Source organism: Isoalcanivorax indicus (assembly GCF_003259185.1).
GTDB lineage: Bacteria > Pseudomonadota > Gammaproteobacteria > Pseudomonadales > Alcanivoracaceae > Isoalcanivorax > Isoalcanivorax indicus.
Genome location: NZ_QGMP01000001.1, coordinates 1,459,815 through 1,477,532 on the forward strand (window position 1 = coordinate 1,459,815; position 17,718 = coordinate 1,477,532).

Here is a 17,718-nt window from a genome sequence, read left to right on the forward strand (position 1 = left end):
ATGGCGATTGAACTGAAAGGCGCCGTGGCCTGCGTCACCGGGGCGGGCCGCGGCATTGGTGCCGCCACCGCGCGGGCCTTGGCGGAAAAAGGCGCCAGGGTCGTGATGGGCGATATAGATGAAGAGCTGGTGCGGGAAACCGCCCGGCAAATCGGCCCGAATGCCACGGCAACCCGGCTGGATGTGGCGGACCCTGATTCGTTCGCCGCGTTTATCGACGTCGCGCGCGCCATGGGGCCGGTGGATCTGCTGGTCAATAATGCCGGCATCCAGCGTACCGGGGATTTTCTCGAGCAAGCGCTGGAGGCGCAGCTGCGCGAAATTCATATCAATCTCGGCGGGGTGATTACCGGCATGCGACTGGTGTTGCCCGACATGGTGGCACGTCAGCGCGGGCATATCGTCAATCTCAGCTCCATGGCGGGCAAGATGACCGTTCCCGGGGCGGCGGTCTACACCGCCAGCAAGTTCGGTGTGGCCAGCCTGTCGCGAGCCGTGCGTGCAGAAATTGCCGACAGTGGCGTCACCCTGACCACGCTGCTGCCCGCGGCGGTACAGACCGAATTGACCGCCGGGCTCAACATTCGAGGTGTACCCAAGACAACGCCCGAGACGGTGGCGAAAGCCATTCTCGCCTCGTGTCGTCATGGCCATCCCGAAGTCACGGTACCGCGCTGGGTGGCGCCCATCGGTTCGCTGGAGTCGCTGTTGCCGGAACGTCTGGGCGAGCGGATAAAGCGCGCCGTCGGCGCACGCAAACGTATTACGGAAAAAAACGAAGCGACCAGAAAGTATCAGGACCGGGTCTTGCGTTCCTAGAAGGGTACAGGACTGCGGAAGCGCATCCATTCACCCGTGCGCGGGTGGTGGAATGCCAACTGGCTGGCGTGCAGCAGCAAACGGGGGCTGCGTGCCAGCACGTCCGGGGGGGCGTACAGATCGCAGCCCAGGATCGCGTGGCCGATTTCCCGGAGGTGAATGCGCAGTTGATGGGAGCGGCCCGTGACGGGCAATAATTGCAGGCGGGTGCAATCCGCCCGGGCGTCACGTTCCAGTACGTGGTAGCGGGTCAGCGCGGATTTGCCGCGTTCGAAACAGATACGCTGCCGGGGCCGGTTGGCCCAGTCCGGCGCGATCGGCAGGGTGATTTCGCCGGCGTCGTCCTCCACCAGGCCATCGACCAGGGCGGTGTATTCCTTGTCCACCGTGCGTTCGGCAAAGGCGCGGTTGAGGGTGCGTTGGGCCTCGATACCGATGGCAAAAACCATCAGGCCGGAGGTGTCCAGATCCAGCCGGTGCACCACGCGCGTGTCCGGTTCTTCCTGTTGCAGGCGATACGTCACCGAATCCCGGTTTTCCGGGCCACGACCGGGCACCGACAGCAGCAGGGGCGGCTTCTCCACCACCCACAGGCTGTCGTCACGATGCAGGGTGCGCACCGGCTCATGGCAGGGCGGCACGATGTAATAAGGCTGTTCCATGATCGCCCGCGGATCGTTCGGGTCAACGTTCGAAGACGGCATCGTACACGGCCTGGTAGTGGCTGGCGAAGTGTACGGTCATCCTGGCGCGCAGATGCTCCGGGAGTTCGTTGTAGTCTCGCCGGTTGGCTTCCGGCAGCACCAGTTCGCGAATCCCGGCGCGGCGCGCGGCGATCACTTTCTCGCGGATGCCGCCCACCGCCAGCACCTGTCCGGTCAGGGTCAACTCGCCGGTCATGGCAATCTTGCGTTTGAGCGGGCGATGGCAGGCCAGCGAGATCAGCGCGGTGGCCATGGTCACACCGGCGCTGGGGCCATCCTTGGGTGTGGCGCCTTCCGGGACATGCAGATGGATGAAGGCATCCTTGAACCAGTCCGGCTTGCCGCCAAAGTCGGTGATATGGCCGCTGACATAGCTGTACGCGATCTCACTCGATTCGCGCATCACATCTCCGAGCTGTCCGGTCTGGCGGAAACCCCGCGCGTGGGCGTGCACATGGCTCGCTTCCACCGACAGGGTGGCGCCGCCCAGGGAGGTCCAGGCCAGGCCGGTTACGACGCCCACGCCGCGCTGCGGCGTTTCCGGGCGGAAGTAGGGCATGCCAAGAAAATCTTCCAGATTCTTGCCGGACACCGAGATGGCCTTGTGCCCATCAAGCAGTTGCACGGCTGCCTTGCGGACGATCTTGTTCAGCTGCTTTTCCAGGTTGCGGACCCCGGCTTCACGGGCGTAGCCGTCTGCGATCTGGCGCAGGGCCGCGTCCGATATCTTCAGCTGCGACGGTTTGACGCCAGCGCGCTCCAGCGCTCGTGGCCACAGGTGGTGCCGGGCAATGGTGACTTTTTCATCGGTGATGTAACCCGCCAGGCGGATGACCTCCATGCGGTCCAGCAGCGGGGCGGGAATGCTGTCCAGGGTGTTGGCCGTACACACGAACAGGGCGCGCGAGAGGTCCACACGCAGATCCAGATAGTGGTCGAGAAACTGGTTGTTCTGCTCCGGGTCCAGCACCTCCAGCAACGCCGATGCCGGGTCGCCCTGGAACGACTGACCGAGCTTGTCGATCTCGTCGAGCATGATGACCGGGTTGCTGGTACCGCTGTCTTTCAGCGCTTGCACCAGCTTGCCGGGCAGGGCGCCGATATAGGTGCGCCGGTGCCCCTTGATTTCGGCTTCGTCGCGCATGCCGCCCAGGCTCAGGCGGTAAAAGGTGCGCCCCAGGGATTCGGCAATGGCGCGACCGATACTGGTCTTGCCGACGCCGGGTGGGCCGACCAGCAGCACGATGGCGCCACGCATCTCGCCCCGCATGGCGCCGACAGCGAGGAATTCGATGATGCGGTCCTTGACGTCGTCGAGCCCGGCATGGTGCTGCTCAAGCACCTTGCGCGCGTGCTTCAGATCCAGATTGTCATCGCTGTAATGGCCCCATGGCACCTGCGTGAGCCAGTCCAGATAATTGCGGGTCACGCCGTACTCCGGCGAGCCGGTCTCCAGCACCGAGAGCTTGCGCAGTTCGTCATCGAAGCGTCGCTGGACGGCTTCGGGGAGCTGCAGCGTTTCGATACGCGAGCGGAACTCCTCGGCGTCGGCGGTGCGATCGTCCTTGGCCAGGCCAAGCTCTTTCTGGATCACCTTGAGTTGTTCGCGCAGGAAGAACTGGCGCTGCTGACTGGAGATTTTCTCGTTGACCTGTTCGTTGATGCTGCCTTGCAGGCGGGCGACCTCGACTTCCTTTTTCAGCAACACGAGTACCTTCTCCATACGCTTGAGCAGCGGCACGGTATCCAGTACGGCCTGCAGCTCGTCGCCGCTGGCGGTGGTCAGGGCGGCGGCGAAATCGGTCAGCGGAGACGGTTCGCGCGGGCTGAAATTCTGCAGATAGGCCTTCAACCCCTCGTTATACAGGGGATTCAGCGGCAGCAGCTCCTTGATGGTATTGATGATGGCCAGCGCGTAGGCCTTGATTGCGTCTTCATCGGCATCGCGCGCGTCGGGTTCGGGGTATTCCACTTCCACCAGAAATGGCGGTTTGCGGCTGAGCCAGCCGGTAATACGGAAGCGGGAGATGCCCTGGACAACCAGTTGCAGGGTGTCGTCCTCGTTGGCGGCATTGTGCACTCGCACCAGGCAACCGAATTCCGGCAGGGCATCCGGGTCCAGGTGATCACTGGCTTCACTGCCCGTGTAGATCAGGCCAAGGGCATGGTGCGGTGTCTTGCTGACCCGCTCGACGGTGCTTTGCCAGTGTTCCTGGCTGAACAGCACAGGTTGTACCAGGCCGGGCATGAAGGGCCGTTGTGTCACAGGCAGCAGGTAGATGCGCTGTGGCCTGGCCTGGTCCGGCAACATCAGCGCATGACCGGTCGTCTCGTGTTCCTGTTGCAGGTCTGAATCGTCTCGCATGCTCGCAATCCCTGAGGGTCCAGTCCTGCAAAGATGGCGATGCGTGCGGGAAATTCAAGAGGCGTCGATGATCAGCAGGTCGGCGCTGGCCGGTTTCGGGTGCGCGGTCCGGTACTCGTGTATCTCGCCGGCGAAGGCCTCGGCGCATTGCTCGGCCAGTGCGTAGAAGGGCGCGCGGCCGGGGTCGGCAATGATAATGCGCTGGACGCCGGCCTTGCGGGCACGGCGGATCATCTTGAACAGCACGGGTGTCAGTTCATCCCAGAAGCAGACATCGGCCCCCACCAGGGTGTGTACACCCTCGAAATCACGCCTGGTCATTTTCTCGAAACGGCGCTGCATCGGTGTCACCTCGACGCCGTTGAGGTCGGCGTGCAGGGCCAGATAAGGCAATACGTCGGCATCGGCGTCCACGCCAGTGACCTTCAGCCCGAGCTTCTTTGCCGCATAGATGCCGAGAATGCCCCAGCCGCAACCGATATCCATCAGGTGGCTGCCCTGGGGCGGGCGCTGACGGCGCAAATAGTCCATGACCACGAAACTGGAGTTCCAGACCTTGTGGCCATGGATCGACGGCGCATGCGCTTCGCGCTTGAGGCGGCGGATCTCCGGGTGGCTGTTCTTGAGGATGGTGAGGCTGCGGGTGCGGATCAATTTCTCGCTGGTCTTGCTGCTGGCCGCCATGCGGACCCCTCTGCGGATGGGCGGAAAGCATAAAACCTTACGAAGTCGTTGCGGATTGTTCAACAGTGAATCTGCCCTGCACCCACCGACTTGGCTAGAATGCAGGCAAAATAATGAAGATGGAGTCCCCGTTGGCGGACAACAATCGCACTATCAGGAGCAATCTCGGACGTTCAGCCGTCCTCGGCGGTCGTGCGCTGGGTGGGCTGATCAGTGGTCGCGGGCGCTACCTGCGTGCCTTGACCACCTTCGCTGAAGTACTGGCGATCTACGGACGCATGAAAACCAGCCAGGCACGGACGCTGGAGCAGGCGCACCGTGATGCGGCCGAGCGGGTCGCACGCCTGTGCCGGCGTAATGGTGCCACCTGGGTCAAGGCTGCCCAGTTTCTGAGCTGTCGACCCGATATATTGCCGCAGGCGTACATCGATGCCCTGGCACCGCTGCAGAATGATGCCCAGGTGGTGCATTTTGATCAGCTCAAGCCCGCGCTGGTCAGTACCTGGGGGGAGGACTGGACGCGCCATTTCGAGGCGTTTGATCTGGTGCCGGTGGCCACGGCCTCTATCGCCCAGGTGCATCGCGCCAGGCTGACCTCGGGGGAAGAGGTGGCGGTCAAGGTGCGTTTGCCGGACGTCGCGGCGCAATTCGATCAGGATGCCAGCCTGTTTCGCCTGCTGGCACGGTTGATAGCGCCACTGGTGCGCGAGCTGGATATCATCCAGATCACCGAACAATTGCTGACGATGACCGCCACGGAACTGGATTTTCGCAACGAAGCCGAGAATCTGCGCCGTTTCGCCAGATTGCCGCACCCGCCGGGTATTCAGGTTCCCCGGCTGTATGACGCCCTGTCAGGCGAGGCCACGCTGGTGACAGGCTGGGTGCACGGGCAGCGCCTGCGCGATCATCTGGCGCAGCATCCCGATCAGGCCGCTTCGCTGCTGGGCCGTCTGGTGGGCAGCTACCTGCAACAGGTGACCCGCTTTGGTCTTTATCAGGCCGATCCGCATCCCGGTAATTTTCTGGTGGACGAGCAGGGCACCATCACGATTCTGGATTATGGCGTGGTCGGGCGCTTGACGCCGGATGAGGTGCGCCGTTACTCCCGTTTGTTGTACGGCCTGCTGGGCTTCGAGGGCGAGGTTGATATGGCGGCGCTGTTTCGCGAGGCCGGATTTGTCGGCGGTGATACCGAAACTCTGGAACAGCTCTCAAGCTATGTGCTGACGGATCAGCTCAATCGCGAGCATCCGGTGCAGGCGCTGCAATCCTTGCAAGATGCACTGCGGGCGCAGCGCATCCAGATTCCGGATTCCTATATCGGCATTTCCCGCGTGCTCATTACGCTGGGCGGGCTGATGATGGCCTATGGGGTGCCGTTCGACTGGACGCCGCCGGAGCGGCGCCGCTGACCGTCCGGCGACAACCGATCAGCGCAACAGCTGTGCCCAGAGGTCATGTTCGTCACTGTCACTGACGCGGGCCTTGACCCGTTGCCCCGGGCGCAGGTCCACGGCGCCATCGAGATAGACCAGGCCGTCGATCTCGGGGGCGTCGGCCCGCGAGCGGCCCACGGCGCCGTCCTCGGTCACCTCGTCGATCAGTACCTCGATCTCCTGGCCGACTTTGCGTGCCAGCCGTCGCTGGCTGATGCGCGCCTGCACGTTCATGAAACGCTCCTGGCGTTCGGCAGCGACCTCTTCGGGGACGTGGTCGGGCAGGGCGTTGGCCGGGGCGCCGTCCACGGGCGAGTAGGTGAAGCAGCCCACCCGGTCCAGTTCGGCTTCTTCCAGCCAGTCCAGCAGCATTTCAAAGTCGTCATCGGTTTCGCCGGGAAAGCCGGTGATAAAGGTGCTGCGCAGGGTGATATCCGGGCAGATCTCGCGCCAGCGGCGAATGCGCTCCAGCGTATTTTCAGCATGGGCCGGGCGCTTCATGGCCTTGAGCACGCGCGGGCTGGCGTGCTGAAACGGGATATCCAGATAGGGCAGGATACGGCCTTCGGCCATCAGCGGGATGATGTCATCCACGTGGGGATAGGGATAGACGTAATGCAGACGCACCCAGACGCCCATCTGCCCCAGGGCCTGACATAGTTCGAGCATGCGCGCTTTCACCGGCATGCCCTGCCAGAAACCGGTGCGGTATTTCAGGTCAACGCCGTAAGCGCTGGTGTCCTGGGAAATCACCAGCAACTCCTGTACGCCGGCCTTGACCAGCCGCTCGGCTTCGTCGAGTACATCGCCCACCGGACGGCTGACCAGCTTGCCGCGCATGCTGGGAATGATGCAGAAGCTGCAGCTGTGGTTGCAGCCCTCGGAAATCTTCAGATAGGCGTAATGGCGCGGTGTCAGGCGGATACCCTGCGGCGGCACAAGATCCAGGAACGGGTTGTGATCGGCGCGTGGCGGCACGACCTGATGCACGGCATTGACCACCTGTTCGTACTGCTGGGGGCCGGTGACCGACAGTACCTGCGGGTGCACCTTGCGGATGTTGTCTTCTTCCACGCCCATGCAGCCGGTGACAATCACCTTGCCGTTTTCGCTGATGGCTTCGCCAATGGCTTCCAGGGATTCCGCCTTGGCGGCATCAATAAAGCCGCAAGTGTTGACCACCACCACATCGGCATCCTCATAGGTGGGCACCACCTCATAACCTTCGGTGCGCAGCTGAGTCAGGATGCGTTCGGAATCCACCAGTGCCTTCGGGCAGCCCAGGCTGATAAAGCCGACTTTGCCGGGGGGCGGGTGACCGGGGGCCTTGTTATCGGGGTGGCTGCTGTGGCTGGACATCGGGGGCTCCTGTGGCGAGGGCGCGATTCTACAGCGCGTCACCGGTGAGTGGCCAGTGGGCCACAGCCCGGTAAACCGGTGCGTCGGGCTGTGCTGCGGAGGGTGGCAGGCTCTGGTACAGGATCAAGGTGTCTGCGTGCAGGGCGCCCGTGAACCGGTCGGTGGCCGGGGAAGGCGGAGCCAGGTCATGTGACCGGTCGTGTGCCAGGTCGCGTGCAAGGGTGATATGGGGCCGGAATGGCCGGGTTTCCACGGCCAGCCCCAGATGCTGGCAGCCTTCGGCGAGCTGTGCCCGCAGGGCTGTCAGGGCCGACGGGGCGTCACCCTCGGCGGCCAGAAAGTGACCCCGGCGGTCGGGGAAGCGGCCCGCCCGGGTGATCGGCAGGGTCTGCGGTGGATGCTGTTCGCTGATCTGCTGGCACAGGGCCATGAGGGCAGCCTGTGCGGCGGTGGGCAGATCGCCCAGGAAAACCAGGGTCAGATGCCAGTTCCCTTCGGGGACCCAGCGCGCCGGGATGCCAGCGTGCTGCCAACGCTGAACCTGCTGGCGCAGTGCCGTGACCAGCCGGGGATCCGGCGGCAAGCCAAGAAAGCAGCGCATCGGGACCTCCTCGGGCATGCCCGCAACGAAAAAAGCCGCGACAGGTCGCGGCTTTCCGTGTTACCCGCCCCGGGACGGCGTGGCAACCTTGCATCTGGTCGGAGTAGCAGGATTTGAACCTGCGACCCCTACGTCCCGAACGTAGTGCTCTACCAGGCTGAGCTATACTCCGAAGCGGCGTGCATTCTAACAATATTTTTCCGGAATGCCAGCCCTTGGCGCGTTTGTCTGATTTATGAGCAGTCGCCCGGCCTCGGTGGCTGAGGCATAATCCGCGCCCATGACTGAAGCCCTGACAGCATTTTCTCACCCGCTTGCCCGCCTTGTTCTGCATCGCTACCCGAAGCGGCGCGGCGAACGCCTGCGTGCCTGGGAAGGCGCCGACCTCTATCTGCTGGATCTGTGGCTGGAGCACGCGCTGGGCGGTGATCCGGACGCGCCTGCGCCCGGAGCGCCGCTGCTGCTCAACGACACCTGTGGCGCCCTGGCGCTGGCCCTGCACGCGGCGGCGCCGGTGAGCAGCGGTGATGATGCCCTGGCGCGCGCAGCCTGGTGGGCGAACGCGGCAGATAACGGCCTGCCGGTGCAGGAGGCGGCCTGGTGCTGGCCTCTGGCGCCCTGGCCACAGGCGCCGTCGCGGGTGCTGGTGCGCGTGCCCAAGGAAATGGCACTGCTGGAACAGCAGTTGAGTCGTCTGGGGGCATTGCCGCCGGGAACGCCGGTGCATCTGGCCTGGATGGACAAACACCTGCCCGGCAACCTGTTGGCCCGGGTCCGGCATTATCTGGGCGACGTCGCGTTGCTGCGCGGACGACACAAGGCGCATGGGCTGACGGCCACGGTGCCGCAGCAGGTGCCGGCGGCGCCGTATCCGACCTCCGTGGTGGTGCCGGAGCAGGGCTGGGAGCTGGTGGTGCATGCGGGCGTCTTTGCCCAGCAGCAACTGGATATCGGTGCGCGGCTGTTCATGGACACCGTGCCGCAGGGTGTGGCGGGGCCGGTGGCCGATCTGGGCTGTGGCAACGGCGTGATGGGCATGGTGGCGGCGCAACGTAACCCCGGCGTGCCGGTGACCTTCTGCGATGTTTCATGGCTGGCGTTGCAGAGTGCGCGCGAGAACATGGCGCGCTGGCTGCCGCAGGCGCCGGCAGCGTTTCATCTGGGGAACGGTCTGGAAGGGCTGGAGGCGCGCTTCGGCCTGATCCTGTTGAACCCGCCGTTTCATCGCGGGCATGCAGTGGACGACAGCGTTGCCCGGATGCTGTTCGGGCAGGCGGCGAAGCGGCTGCTGCCAGGCGGGGTGTTACAGGTGATCGGTAATCGCCACCTGCGCTACGACCTGCTGCTGAAACGCCATTTCGCGTCGGTCACGCAGGTGGGCGGCGATCGCAAATTCGTGGTGCTGGCGGCGAGGGAGCCGCGTTGAACTTCAGATGCGTTGTGGCTCGATAGCATTGAAGTCAGTCACACGGGGGTGATCGCAGGGCGGGGCGCTGCCATCGCGGTCCAGCAGGGTGGTGTGCAGCCCGGCCTCCCGTGCGGCGTCCAGCTCGGCGGGAATGTCCGAGAGGAACAGGATCAGCTCGGCCGGAATGCCAATCTCTTCGGCAATCTTGCGGTAGCTGTCGGCACTCTGCTTGGGTCCGGTCGTGGTATCGAAATAGCCCGTAAACAGCGGGGTCAGGTCTCCCGTTTCACTGTAACCGAAGAACAGCTTCTGCGCGGCCACCGAGCCGGACGAATAGACGTACAGCGCCAGGCCACTGTCGTGCCAGCGGCGCAGGCAATCCGCCACGTCGGGGTACACGTGGGCGCGGTAAGCGCCTTCCTCGTAACCGCGTTTCCAGATCATCCCTTGCAGCGCTTTCAGGGGCGTGGCCTTGCGGTCTTCACGAATCCATTGCTGCAGTATGCCGTTGGCCGTGGCCGCGTCGTTGATCGCCTCGCCCGTCTCCGCCGCCAGGGCGCGGATCTGCACCTGCACCGCCTTGTCCTGCCAGTGCCGGGCGAGAAAATCCGGCATGGCCCGGGCGGCATGGGGGAACAGCACCTCCTTGACGAAGGTGATGCTGCTGGTGGTGCCCTCAATGTCGGTGACAATCGCGCGGATACTCAATTGTCCAGCCTCGGGAAACGGCTGGCGATGTCGCTGCCGGTGAAGTTGGCGACCCAGCCTTCCGGGTTGTTGAACAGGCGGATGGCGATGAAGTAGGGGTTCGGGCCCATGTCGAACCAGTGCGGCGTGTTGGCGGGCACGGAAATCAGATCGCCTTGCTCGCACAGCACTTCGTAAACGTGATCACCGATATGCAGGCTGAAAAGCCCGGCGCCGCCGACGAAGAAGCGCACCTCATCCTCACTGTGGCGATGTTCGTCGAGAAATTTGGTGCGCAGGGCGGCCTTGTCCGGATGATCCGGGTTCAGGCTGACCACATCGACGGTCTGGTAGCCCTGTTCGGTGATAAGCCGGTCGATATCATCACGATAGGCCTCGATCACTTCCTCCTGGCTGGCGCCCGGTTTGACCGGCGCGCTGGCTTGCCAACGCTCGAAGCGGACACCGGCGTCGGCCAGGAGACGGGCGATGGTGTCGTGGTCCTGTGTGTCCTGTACCGGCTCGTCCGGTCGGGTATCGGCGTAGACGCGAAGCTGGCTCATGCGGTGTGTCCTCCTGCTGACAGGATGCGCCGCTGCACGGTGACAGCGAACAGAAATTCAAGGGCTTCAAGCTGGCGGTAACAGGCTGCCATGGAGTCCGCCCAGGTATAGACCCCATGGCCGCGAATCAGGTAGGCATGGCTGATCTGCCCGGCGTCCATGGCAGCATCGACCTGCGCGGCCAGGGCATCAATGTCCTGGGTGTTGTCGAACACCGGAATATGCAGGGCCGTATCGTGGGTGGTGATACCACTGAAGGCCTTCAGCAACTCATAGCCTTCCAGCACCAGGGTGCTTTCCTGAGGATAGTGCATCGTCAGCACGGTGCTGGCCTGCGAATGGGTGTGCAGCACGGCGGCGGTCTCCGGCAGGCGCCGGTAGAGCTGGGTGTGCAAGCCGGTTTCTGCAGAAGGCTTGCCGCCCGATGCGGCCTTGCCCGCCATGTCGACCACCATGACGTCGGCTTCTGTCAGCAAGCCCTTGTCACGGCCGGATACAGTGACCGCGCAGTAGTCGCTGTTCAGTCGCATCGAATAATTGCTGCTGGTGGCGGGTGACCAGCCCTGCTCGTAAATGCGCACCCCGGTGGCCGCAATACTGCGTGCCGCCTCGCGGAAAGCGCTGGACGACCAGGGACGGCGCATCGGGTGCTCAACGGTGTTGTCAGTCATGCGTGCTCTCGGCATATCGCAGGTGAGCGGCCATTTTATCAGTGTCCGGTGCGGGTATGACACCGTGCTCTGTCACGATGGCGGTAATCAATGCCGCCGGGGTGACATCGAAGGCCGGGTTGGCCACCTCGACATCATGCGGCGCCAGTTGCTGCTCGCGGATGCGGCGCACTTCAGCGCCATCGCGCTCCTCGATCTCGATGCTGTGGCCGTCTGCCCGGGCGGGGTCAATGGTGGAGCAGGGCGCTGCCACAATGAAGGGCAGGCCGTGGTGGCGGGCCAGTACCGCCAGTGCATAGGTGCCGATCTTGTTGGCGGTGTCGCCGTTGGCAGTGATACGGTCAGCGCCGACGATCACGGCCTGCACCTGGCCACGTTGCATCAGATGCCCTGCCGCGCTGTCCACCACGAGCGTCACTGGAATCCGGTCCTGCATCAGTTCCCAGCTGGTCAGCCGACTGCCTTGCAGCCATGGGCGTGTCTCGCCGGCGATCACGCCGCGAATACGTCCCGCCGCCCAGGCCGAGCGAATCACGCCGAGCGCGGTGCCATGACCGCCGGTGGCCAGCGCGCCGGTATTGCAATGGGTATAAATGACGCCGCCCTCGGGCAGCAGACCTACGCCGAAGGCGGCCAGGCGCTGATTCATGGCCAGGTCATCCTGATGGATACGGCAGGCGGTATCGTCCAGCGCCTGAATCAACGCCTGGCCCTGAAGCGTGGCAGCCGCCTCGCGCATGCGGTCAAGCGCCCAGAACAGGTTGACGGCGGTCGGGCGGCTGGCGGCCAGGGTGGCAAAGGCGGGGCGCAAGCGGTCCGGGTCGGCGTTGTCGCCCAGTTGTCGCGCGGCCAGCACGATCCCGTAGGCGGCGGCGATGCCGATGGCCGGTGCACCGCGCACCACCATGTCGCGGATCGCCTGGGCGACCCCGTCGGCGTCGTCGTAGCGGTGCCAGTGTGTTTCGGCAGGCAACAGGCGCTGGTCGAGCAGGGCCAGGGCGTCACCTTGCCAGTGCAGGGCGGGGCTGCGAATCTCGGACACGGTCTCTCCTTTACGGCGATGTCTGATCGGGTGGATGCGACGTGGCCGGGGCGCCATGCCGGTCAGGGTAGATGATCGGCGGCCGACCCGCCCGGCGGCGCATCCAGTTGATGCTGTCATACACGGCGCGGCGGCGGATGATAGCGCGTTCGATGCGGTATTTCCCCGGAAACGTGCTGATGGCCAGGCCGATGAGCACGGTCAGCAGGCCCTGCCCGGGCAGGAACATCAGGATGATGCCGAGCAGCACCAGCAGCAGGCCAAGGCTGTTGCGCAGCACCCAGATGGCCGAATGCAGCGCGCCGGTGCGCAGCTGCGGTTTGCTGCGGGCCAGGAAGTAATCTGCGGGCATGCGTACGACAAGCCACGGTACCGCGATCATCGACGCCAGCCCGACGGCAAGGCCACTGCCGATCAGCCAGGCGGTCCAGGGGCCGAGCAACGGCTCGAGTTGTTCAATATATGACGACCACACTGCATTCACCGTGATTTGCTAGACTGACAGAAAGACGCTGCGCCCACGCCACCGACTGACTCTGGAGTGCCCATGTCGCTCACTATGATCCTGATCCTTGTTGCTGCTGTCATCATTGTGCTCCTGGTCGCCTGTGCGATCGGGCTGTGGCGGCGGGTCTGGCAGCGTGAACGTGAGGCCATGGAAAGACAACACCAGACGCAAAAGGACCTGCTTGACCAGATGGAGATCGTCTGCCGCTCCCTGCAACAGGACCAGATGAATGTGACAGAAGGCGCGTTGCGGCTCGCCTCCCTGCTGGACAAGCTGACGGCGAGACCGCCGCAACCGCTGGATCTGGCAGCTATCCACCAATTGGCCGAGGATGCCAGTGGGTTGGCCATCGGTGGCGCCCGCCAGGCACTGCCGGATGCCGAGCGCCGCAAGCAGGACCGGGCGCGTCAGCAACTGGAGATGGGGCAGACAGAAGCCGTGGTGGCGGCGGCAGGGCGCCTTTTGCAGGCACTGCCGGCCTGGCGCCTGCATCTGCAACTGGCCAGTTGAGGCGATATACCGGCTGGCCATGGCTCTGGTGACCCGGGGCGCTGTTCTTTTCAGTCAATACTGGCACTGCGGTGCCGCCAGGAACCCATTACAATCCCCAACCTTTGAGGCGTCTTTCCGGGGATGATTTTCTGATGACATCGACATTTTTCGTGGCGTTTCCTGCATCTGCACGATTGCAGGGCAATCTGCGCCGCTTTCTTGATGAGGTCGAGGCTGAGCCGTCCGTATCGCATCTGCACCAGCTTGAGGCCATCGGGGAAGACTTTGTGGCGGACCTGCTGACATCGTTCTTTGAAGCGCCCATGGCGGCGGTGGGCGCACAGGGCAGTGTGGCCAGCATGATCCAGAGTGGCGTCAAGGTAATCAACAAGGCCGCGCGCGCGCTGTTGCGCAATCTGCTGAGCAAGGCGACGCTGGAGGATCAGGCCAGGCTGGCGGCCTGTTTTCGCGCCATGGTGCTTGAGCAGGACGGGCACATGGCGCTGGCGTTCCCGCTGGACAATGCCAACGGTGCACGTTTGCAAGCCGCCTATGCGGCGTTTCTTGACGGACAGTCCGGGCAGACGCCGGCACTGGTCGATGGCATGAAGGCGATCTGTGACGGCGCCCTGGTGCATTACCTGGACGGCATTGTCGGCTGTGTGAAGCTGAACGCTTTCAATCGGGGTATGGTGGCGACAGCCCGGGCGACCATTCGCAAGGCAGGCATGATGGCGATTGAAAAAGGCTTGCCCGCGATGACACGGGAGCAGAAAGGGCCGGTGGTGCAGCATTTTCAGGGGTTGCTGGTCACCGGTTAAGGCGTGGGGGTGGGCTGGGCTTCGCTACGCTCAGCCCAGCCTACGTCCGGTGCTTACTGGGCAGGGGCTTTCTTGCGAGCCGGAGCCTTGCGAGCGGCTTTCTTCTTCGCAGGGGCCTTTTTGGCCGCTGCTTTCTTCGGTGCTGCCTTGGCGGCGGCTTTCTTTGCCGGTGCCTTCTTCTTCGCGGCCGCCTTCTTCACGGCCGGCTTGACCTTCTTCTCGATCTCGCGGGCGCGTTTTTCCAGGTCTTTCTCGTACTGGCTGATCACCTTGGCCAGGCTATGGGCCTGCTTGGCGGTGGCCTTGAGGACCTTGACCTCGGCTTCCAGCAACATCTTGCGGCCTTCGGATTCGCTCACCCGGCTGCGTGCCTCGTCCACGCTCTTGCGGGCGCGGTCCAGTTGCTTCTTCAGGTTGGCATTGGCCTTTTCCCGGTACTCGGCCTGGAGTTTCTCCAGGTTGCCCAGATTTTCCCGCTGACGCTGGATCTCCTGGCTGACCCGTTCGCGGGCCTTCTCGAGTTGCTGTTCAAGGGATGACACCTGTTTCTCGCGTTCCTGATCGAAGCGCTCAGCGAGCTTGCGGATCTGCGCCTGCAGTTCATCTACGCGGGCTTTAACCTTCTTTGCAGCCATGGATGACTCCTTTCCCCGATAACGGTACGTGGATGACGCGGCGCATGCTTCGACACGCGTCGCAGTCACTTTATGCCAGAACAGCAGGCGCGACAACACGATGCTGCTATACTGCCCGACAATTCCTGTTGGCTTTATGTTCCGGAGTACAGCCATGCCGGTCAGCTTTGATGGCAAGCTGGTGATTGCCACCAGTTCCCGTGCCCTGTTCGATCTGGCAGAAAGCCACCGTGTTTATGAAGAGCAGGGGCTGGAAGCCTACCAGGCGTATCAGGTGGAGCACGAAGACGAAGTGCTGGCACCCGGTGATGCCTTTCCGCTGGTGAAGAAGCTGCTGGCGATCAATGCGCGTCTGGCCGAGCCCCGGGTCGAGGTGTTGCTGCTGTCTCGTAACAGCTCTGATACCGGGCTGCGGGTGTTCAACTCGATCGAACACTACAAGCTGCCGATCAGCCGGGCAGCCTTTGCCGGGGGCGCCAGCCCGCACCGCTACGTGTCGGCCTTCGGCGCGCACCTGTTTCTGTCGACCCATGCTGATGATGTTCGCGGTGCCCTGAACGCCGGCTTCGCGGCAGCCACCATTCTGTCCGGTGCCGCCCAGGCCCGTGACGGGGATCAACTGCGCATTGCCTTTGACGGTGACGCGGTCCTGTTCTCGGACGAGTCCGAGCGCATCTTTCAGAGTGACGGACTGGAGGCCTTCGCCGCCAATGAAAAGCGCAGTGCCCGGGAGCCGCTGTCGGGTGGTCCCTTCAAGGGGTTCCTGCATGCACTGCATCAGCTGCAGAGCGAATTCAGTCAGGATGACTGCCCGATCCGCACGGCGCTGGTCACGGCCCGCTCGGCCCCCGCCCATGAGCGGGTGGTGCGCACCCTGCGGGCCTGGGATATCCGGATTGATGAGAGCCTGTTCCTGGGGGGGCTGGACAAGGGGGTGTTCCTGGATGCCTTTGGCGCTGATGTCTTCTTCGACGACCAGCAGGGTCATTGCGTGTCAGCGGCTCGCCATGTGGCGGCGGGGCATGTGCCCCATGGCATCAGCAACGAGGCCAAACAGGGCTGAACGCTGGCATCTTTTATACTCCAGACGCATACTGAGGTCCTGTCTTATAACCGATTGGCAGGAGCGCCAGGATGAAACTTCAGCAACTGCGCTACGCCTGGGAAGTGGCCAGGCATGAGCTGAACGTTTCCGCGACAGCTCAGTCGCTGTATACCTCCCAGCCCGGTATCAGCAAACAGATCCGCATGCTGGAAGACGAGCTGGGGGTGACCATCTTTGCCCGGGCGGGCAAGCATCTGACCCATGTGACCCCGGTGGGCCAGTCCATCCTGCACAAGGTGGGCGACATCCTCCAGCATGTGGAGGCGATCCGGCGCATTGCCCAGGAGTACCGTGACGAGGGCACCGGGGAGTTGCGTATTGCCACCACCCACACCCAGGCGCGCTACGCACTGCCGCCCGTCATTCGTCAATTCACCGAGCGTTTTCCTGCCGTAGCCCTGCATATGCATCAGGGCACCCCGACACAGATCGCCGAGCTGGCTGCCCATGGCGAAGTGGATTTTGCCATCGCCACGGAATCGCTGGAGCTGTTTTCCGATCTGGTCATGATGCCGTGCTACCACTGGAACCGCACCGTCATCGTGCCGCGTGATCATCCGCTGGCCAGTGCCGGGCGCCTCACGCTGGCCATGCTCGCAGAGCACCCTCTGGTGACGTATGTGTTCGGGTTCACCGGTCGCAGCAAGCTGGACGAGGCATTTCGTCGCGAGCAGTTGACGCCCAGAGTGGTGTTCACGGCCGCCGATGCGGACGTGATCAAGACCTATGTCAGGTTGGGTATGGGGGTCGGCATTGTCGCCCATATGGCGGTGGACCCGGTGCTGGACAAGGATCTGGTGACGCTGGATGCCAGCCACCTGTTCGAGGCCAGCACCACGCGTATCGGTTTTCATCGCAGTACCATGCTGCGCGGCTACATGTATGAGTTCATGCGTGCCTTTGCGCCGCACCTGACCCGCGAACGGGTGGATCAGGCGGTGGCGTGTCACAACAAGGACGAACTCGAGCGGCTGTTTGAAGGGATCGAGCTGCCGGTCCTGTGACAGCCCGTTGCGGCGGTTACTCGATATTCGTGATATGCAGCCCGCATTCTTTCTTCGTGGCTTCTTCCCACCACCAGCGGCCTTCGCGCTCGTGCTGCCCGGGCAGCACCGGCCGCGTGCAGGGCTCGCAGCCAATGGAAATGAACCCTTTCTCATGCAGCGGGTTGTAGGGCACGTCGTTGCCGCGGATATAGTCCCAGACGCGCTGCGATGACCAGTTGGCCAGGGGGTTGAACTTGATCAGTGTGGCCCCCGGTGCCGCCAGGGCGGTATCCCGTTGTACCAGCGGGATCTCGGCACGGGTCGGGGACTGGTCCTTGCGCTGGCCAGTGATCCAGGCATCCAGCGTCGCCAGCTTGCGCTTCAATGGCTCGACCTTGCGGATGCCGCAGCACTCGCCATGGTCATCGCGATAGAAACTGAACAGGCCCTTCTTCGTCACCAGGTCTTGTACCGCGGCAGCGTCCGGGAACATCACTTCGATATCGATGCTGTAGTGCTCACGCACACGTTCGATAAAGGCATAGGTCTCGCTGTGCAGCCGCCCGGTGTCCAGGGTGAACACGCGCACCGGTTTGCCGAGGCGTGCGGCCAGATCGATCAGCACGACGTCCTCGGCGCCGCTGAAGGAGATGGCAATGCGCTCGAAGCGCTCGAAGGCCTGCTCCAGCAATTGTCGGGGGGAGGCCTTCTGCAGGGCTTCATTCCAGTCCGCCAGGGCGGCGTCGGTCAATTCACGGGGTTCCTGAGTCATGGCGCGCGGGCAGCCTCGTTCATCGTTCATTCGGGGCTGAGCAGTCTAGCAGCGTGA

At 63.6% G+C, this 17,718-nt stretch carries 19 protein-coding genes and 1 tRNA gene; 7 read left to right on the forward strand and 13 right to left on the reverse strand.

Annotated elements, in window-relative coordinates; genetic code table 11:
• Positions 1-819 carry an SDR family oxidoreductase gene (locus DKW65_RS06675; protein ID WP_111656518.1) on the forward strand — a complete coding sequence of 273 codons (819 nt, stop codon included), beginning with the start codon at positions 1-3 and terminating at the stop codon, positions 817-819.
• On the opposite strand, the gene DKW65_RS06680 is transcribed toward DKW65_RS06675, so the two are convergent.
• The 3 genes from DKW65_RS06680 to DKW65_RS06690 are packed head-to-tail and all read right to left on the reverse strand — an operon-like array spanning position 816 to position 4,572.
• Complete coding sequence (locus tag DKW65_RS06680) at positions 816-1,523, reverse strand: RluA family pseudouridine synthase (protein WP_111656519.1); 708 nt, start codon at positions 1,521-1,523, stop codon at positions 816-818. The genes DKW65_RS06675 and DKW65_RS06680 overlap by 4 nt on opposite strands.
• Positions 1,504-3,888, reverse strand: coding sequence for an endopeptidase La (lon, locus tag DKW65_RS06685; protein ID WP_111656520.1), 2,385 nt, complete (start codon positions 3,886-3,888; stop codon positions 1,504-1,506). Before lon ends, DKW65_RS06680 begins: the two co-directional genes overlap by 20 nt.
• 54 nt (positions 3,889-3,942) lie before the next feature.
• Positions 3,943-4,572, reverse strand: coding sequence for a class I SAM-dependent methyltransferase (locus DKW65_RS06690; protein ID WP_111656521.1), 630 nt, complete (start codon positions 4,570-4,572; stop codon positions 3,943-3,945).
• A 113-nt stretch (positions 4,573-4,685) separates the two neighbouring features.
• Here DKW65_RS06690 and DKW65_RS06695 point away from each other — a divergent pair, with 113 nt between their 5' ends.
• The gene (locus DKW65_RS06695) at positions 4,686-5,987 is read left to right on the forward strand and encodes an ABC1 kinase family protein (protein WP_245932412.1); all 1,302 of its coding nucleotides are present in this window, start codon (positions 4,686-4,688) and stop codon (positions 5,985-5,987) included.
• An 18-nt stretch (positions 5,988-6,005) separates the two neighbouring features.
• On the opposite strand, the gene rimO is transcribed toward DKW65_RS06695, so the two are convergent.
• From rimO to DKW65_RS06710, 3 genes are all read right to left on the reverse strand, one after another.
• The gene (rimO, locus tag DKW65_RS06700) at positions 6,006-7,370 is read right to left on the reverse strand and encodes a 30S ribosomal protein S12 methylthiotransferase RimO (RefSeq protein ID WP_111656522.1); all 1,365 of its coding nucleotides are present in this window, start codon (positions 7,368-7,370) and stop codon (positions 6,006-6,008) included.
• Positions 7,371-7,398: 28 nt separating this feature from the next.
• Positions 7,399-7,971, reverse strand: a complete 573-nt coding sequence (gene thpR / locus DKW65_RS06705) for an RNA 2',3'-cyclic phosphodiesterase (protein ID WP_162925741.1) — start codon at positions 7,969-7,971, stop codon at positions 7,399-7,401.
• 95 nt (positions 7,972-8,066) lie between these two features.
• Positions 8,067-8,143, reverse strand: a tRNA-Pro gene (locus DKW65_RS06710).
• A 108-nt stretch (positions 8,144-8,251) separates the two neighbouring features.
• On the opposite strand from DKW65_RS06710, the gene DKW65_RS06715 reads away from it, so the two are divergent.
• Positions 8,252-9,397: a class I SAM-dependent methyltransferase gene (locus tag DKW65_RS06715; RefSeq protein WP_245932413.1), complete on the forward strand. Its 1,146-nt coding sequence runs from the start codon at positions 8,252-8,254 to the stop codon at positions 9,395-9,397.
• A gap of 3 nt (positions 9,398-9,400) precedes the next feature.
• Here the strand turns inward: DKW65_RS06715 and mtnC are convergent, their stop codons facing one another.
• From mtnC to DKW65_RS06740, 5 genes are read right to left on the reverse strand one after another with little or no spacing between them, the layout of a single operon-like run.
• Positions 9,401-10,087, reverse strand: a complete 687-nt coding sequence (mtnC, locus tag DKW65_RS06720; RefSeq protein ID WP_111656524.1) for an acireductone synthase — start codon at positions 10,085-10,087, stop codon at positions 9,401-9,403.
• The gene (locus tag DKW65_RS06725) at positions 10,084-10,629 is read right to left on the reverse strand and encodes a 1,2-dihydroxy-3-keto-5-methylthiopentene dioxygenase (protein ID WP_111656525.1); all 546 of its coding nucleotides are present in this window, start codon (positions 10,627-10,629) and stop codon (positions 10,084-10,086) included. Before DKW65_RS06725 ends, mtnC begins: the two co-directional genes overlap by 4 nt.
• Entirely contained in the window at positions 10,626-11,300 is a 675-nt protein-coding gene (locus DKW65_RS06730; RefSeq protein WP_245932414.1) for a methylthioribulose 1-phosphate dehydratase, read from the reverse strand. The genes DKW65_RS06725 and DKW65_RS06730 overlap by 4 nt, the downstream gene beginning before the upstream one ends.
• Positions 11,293-12,342 (reverse strand): S-methyl-5-thioribose-1-phosphate isomerase, encoded by a 1,050-nt coding sequence (mtnA, locus tag DKW65_RS06735; protein ID WP_425451918.1) that lies wholly within the window; start codon positions 12,340-12,342, stop codon positions 11,293-11,295. The genes DKW65_RS06730 and mtnA overlap by 8 nt, the downstream gene beginning before the upstream one ends.
• A 10-nt stretch (positions 12,343-12,352) precedes the next feature.
• Positions 12,353-12,817: a PGPGW domain-containing protein gene (locus tag DKW65_RS06740; RefSeq protein ID WP_245932415.1), complete on the reverse strand. Its 465-nt coding sequence runs from the start codon at positions 12,815-12,817 to the stop codon at positions 12,353-12,355.
• Between the two features lie 72 nt (positions 12,818-12,889).
• Here DKW65_RS06740 and DKW65_RS06745 point away from each other — a divergent pair, with 72 nt between their 5' ends.
• Both DKW65_RS06745 and DKW65_RS06750 read left to right on the forward strand, forming a co-directional pair.
• Complete coding sequence (locus DKW65_RS06745; RefSeq protein ID WP_111656527.1) at positions 12,890-13,360, forward strand: DUF2489 domain-containing protein; 471 nt, start codon at positions 12,890-12,892, stop codon at positions 13,358-13,360.
• 134 nt (positions 13,361-13,494) lie between these two features.
• Entirely contained in the window at positions 13,495-14,163 is a 669-nt protein-coding gene (locus DKW65_RS06750; RefSeq protein WP_111656528.1) for a hypothetical protein, read from the forward strand.
• Positions 14,164-14,216: 53 nt separating this feature from the next.
• Here the strand turns inward: DKW65_RS06750 and DKW65_RS15860 are convergent, their stop codons facing one another.
• Complete coding sequence (locus DKW65_RS15860) at positions 14,217-14,798, reverse strand: hypothetical protein (RefSeq protein WP_162925742.1); 582 nt, start codon at positions 14,796-14,798, stop codon at positions 14,217-14,219.
• 154 nt (positions 14,799-14,952) lie between these two features.
• Here DKW65_RS15860 and DKW65_RS06760 point away from each other — a divergent pair, with 154 nt between their 5' ends.
• Positions 14,953-15,861, forward strand: a complete 909-nt coding sequence (locus tag DKW65_RS06760; RefSeq protein ID WP_111656530.1) for a 5'-nucleotidase — start codon at positions 14,953-14,955, stop codon at positions 15,859-15,861.
• A gap of 71 nt (positions 15,862-15,932) precedes the next feature.
• Positions 15,933-16,907 (forward strand): HTH-type transcriptional regulator CysB, encoded by a 975-nt coding sequence (cysB, locus tag DKW65_RS06765; protein ID WP_111656531.1) that lies wholly within the window; start codon positions 15,933-15,935, stop codon positions 16,905-16,907.
• A gap of 16 nt (positions 16,908-16,923) precedes the next feature.
• Here the strand turns inward: cysB and DKW65_RS06770 are convergent, their stop codons facing one another.
• Positions 16,924-17,661 (reverse strand): phosphoadenylyl-sulfate reductase, encoded by a 738-nt coding sequence (locus DKW65_RS06770; protein ID WP_111656532.1) that lies wholly within the window; start codon positions 17,659-17,661, stop codon positions 16,924-16,926.
• Between the last annotated feature and the right edge of the window lie 57 nt (positions 17,662-17,718).

Bases quoted from the DNA above. Each gene is read 5' to 3' on its own strand.
- DKW65_RS06675 (WP_111656518.1), top strand. From the start codon at position 1: ATGGCGATTGAACTGAAAGGCGCCGTGGCCTGCGTCACCGGGGCGGGC.
- DKW65_RS06680 (WP_111656519.1), bottom strand. From the start codon at position 1,523: ATGCCGTCTTCGAACGTTGACCCGAACGATCCGCGGGCGATCATGGAA.
- lon (WP_111656520.1), bottom strand. From the start codon at position 3,888: ATGCGAGACGATTCAGACCTGCAACAGGAACACGAGACGACCGGTCAT.
- DKW65_RS06690 (WP_111656521.1), bottom strand. From the start codon at position 4,572: ATGGCGGCCAGCAGCAAGACCAGCGAGAAATTGATCCGCACCCGCAGC.
- DKW65_RS06695 (WP_245932412.1), top strand. From the start codon at position 4,686: ATGAAGATGGAGTCCCCGTTGGCGGACAACAATCGCACTATCAGGAGC.
- rimO (WP_111656522.1), bottom strand. From the start codon at position 7,370: ATGTCCAGCCACAGCAGCCACCCCGATAACAAGGCCCCCGGTCACCCG.
- thpR (WP_162925741.1), bottom strand. From the start codon at position 7,971: ATGCGCTGCTTTCTTGGCTTGCCGCCGGATCCCCGGCTGGTCACGGCA.
- DKW65_RS06715 (WP_245932413.1), top strand. From the start codon at position 8,252: ATGACTGAAGCCCTGACAGCATTTTCTCACCCGCTTGCCCGCCTTGTT.
- DKW65_RS06725 (WP_111656525.1), bottom strand. From the start codon at position 10,629: ATGAGCCAGCTTCGCGTCTACGCCGATACCCGACCGGACGAGCCGGTA.
- DKW65_RS06730 (WP_245932414.1), bottom strand. From the start codon at position 11,300: ATGACTGACAACACCGTTGAGCACCCGATGCGCCGTCCCTGGTCGTCC.
- DKW65_RS06745 (WP_111656527.1), top strand. From the start codon at position 12,890: ATGTCGCTCACTATGATCCTGATCCTTGTTGCTGCTGTCATCATTGTG.
- DKW65_RS06750 (WP_111656528.1), top strand. From the start codon at position 13,495: ATGACATCGACATTTTTCGTGGCGTTTCCTGCATCTGCACGATTGCAG.
- DKW65_RS15860 (WP_162925742.1), bottom strand. From the start codon at position 14,798: ATGGCTGCAAAGAAGGTTAAAGCCCGCGTAGATGAACTGCAGGCGCAG.
- DKW65_RS06760 (WP_111656530.1), top strand. From the start codon at position 14,953: ATGCCGGTCAGCTTTGATGGCAAGCTGGTGATTGCCACCAGTTCCCGT.
- cysB (WP_111656531.1), top strand. From the start codon at position 15,933: ATGAAACTTCAGCAACTGCGCTACGCCTGGGAAGTGGCCAGGCATGAG.
- DKW65_RS06770 (WP_111656532.1), bottom strand. From the start codon at position 17,661: ATGACTCAGGAACCCCGTGAATTGACCGACGCCGCCCTGGCGGACTGG.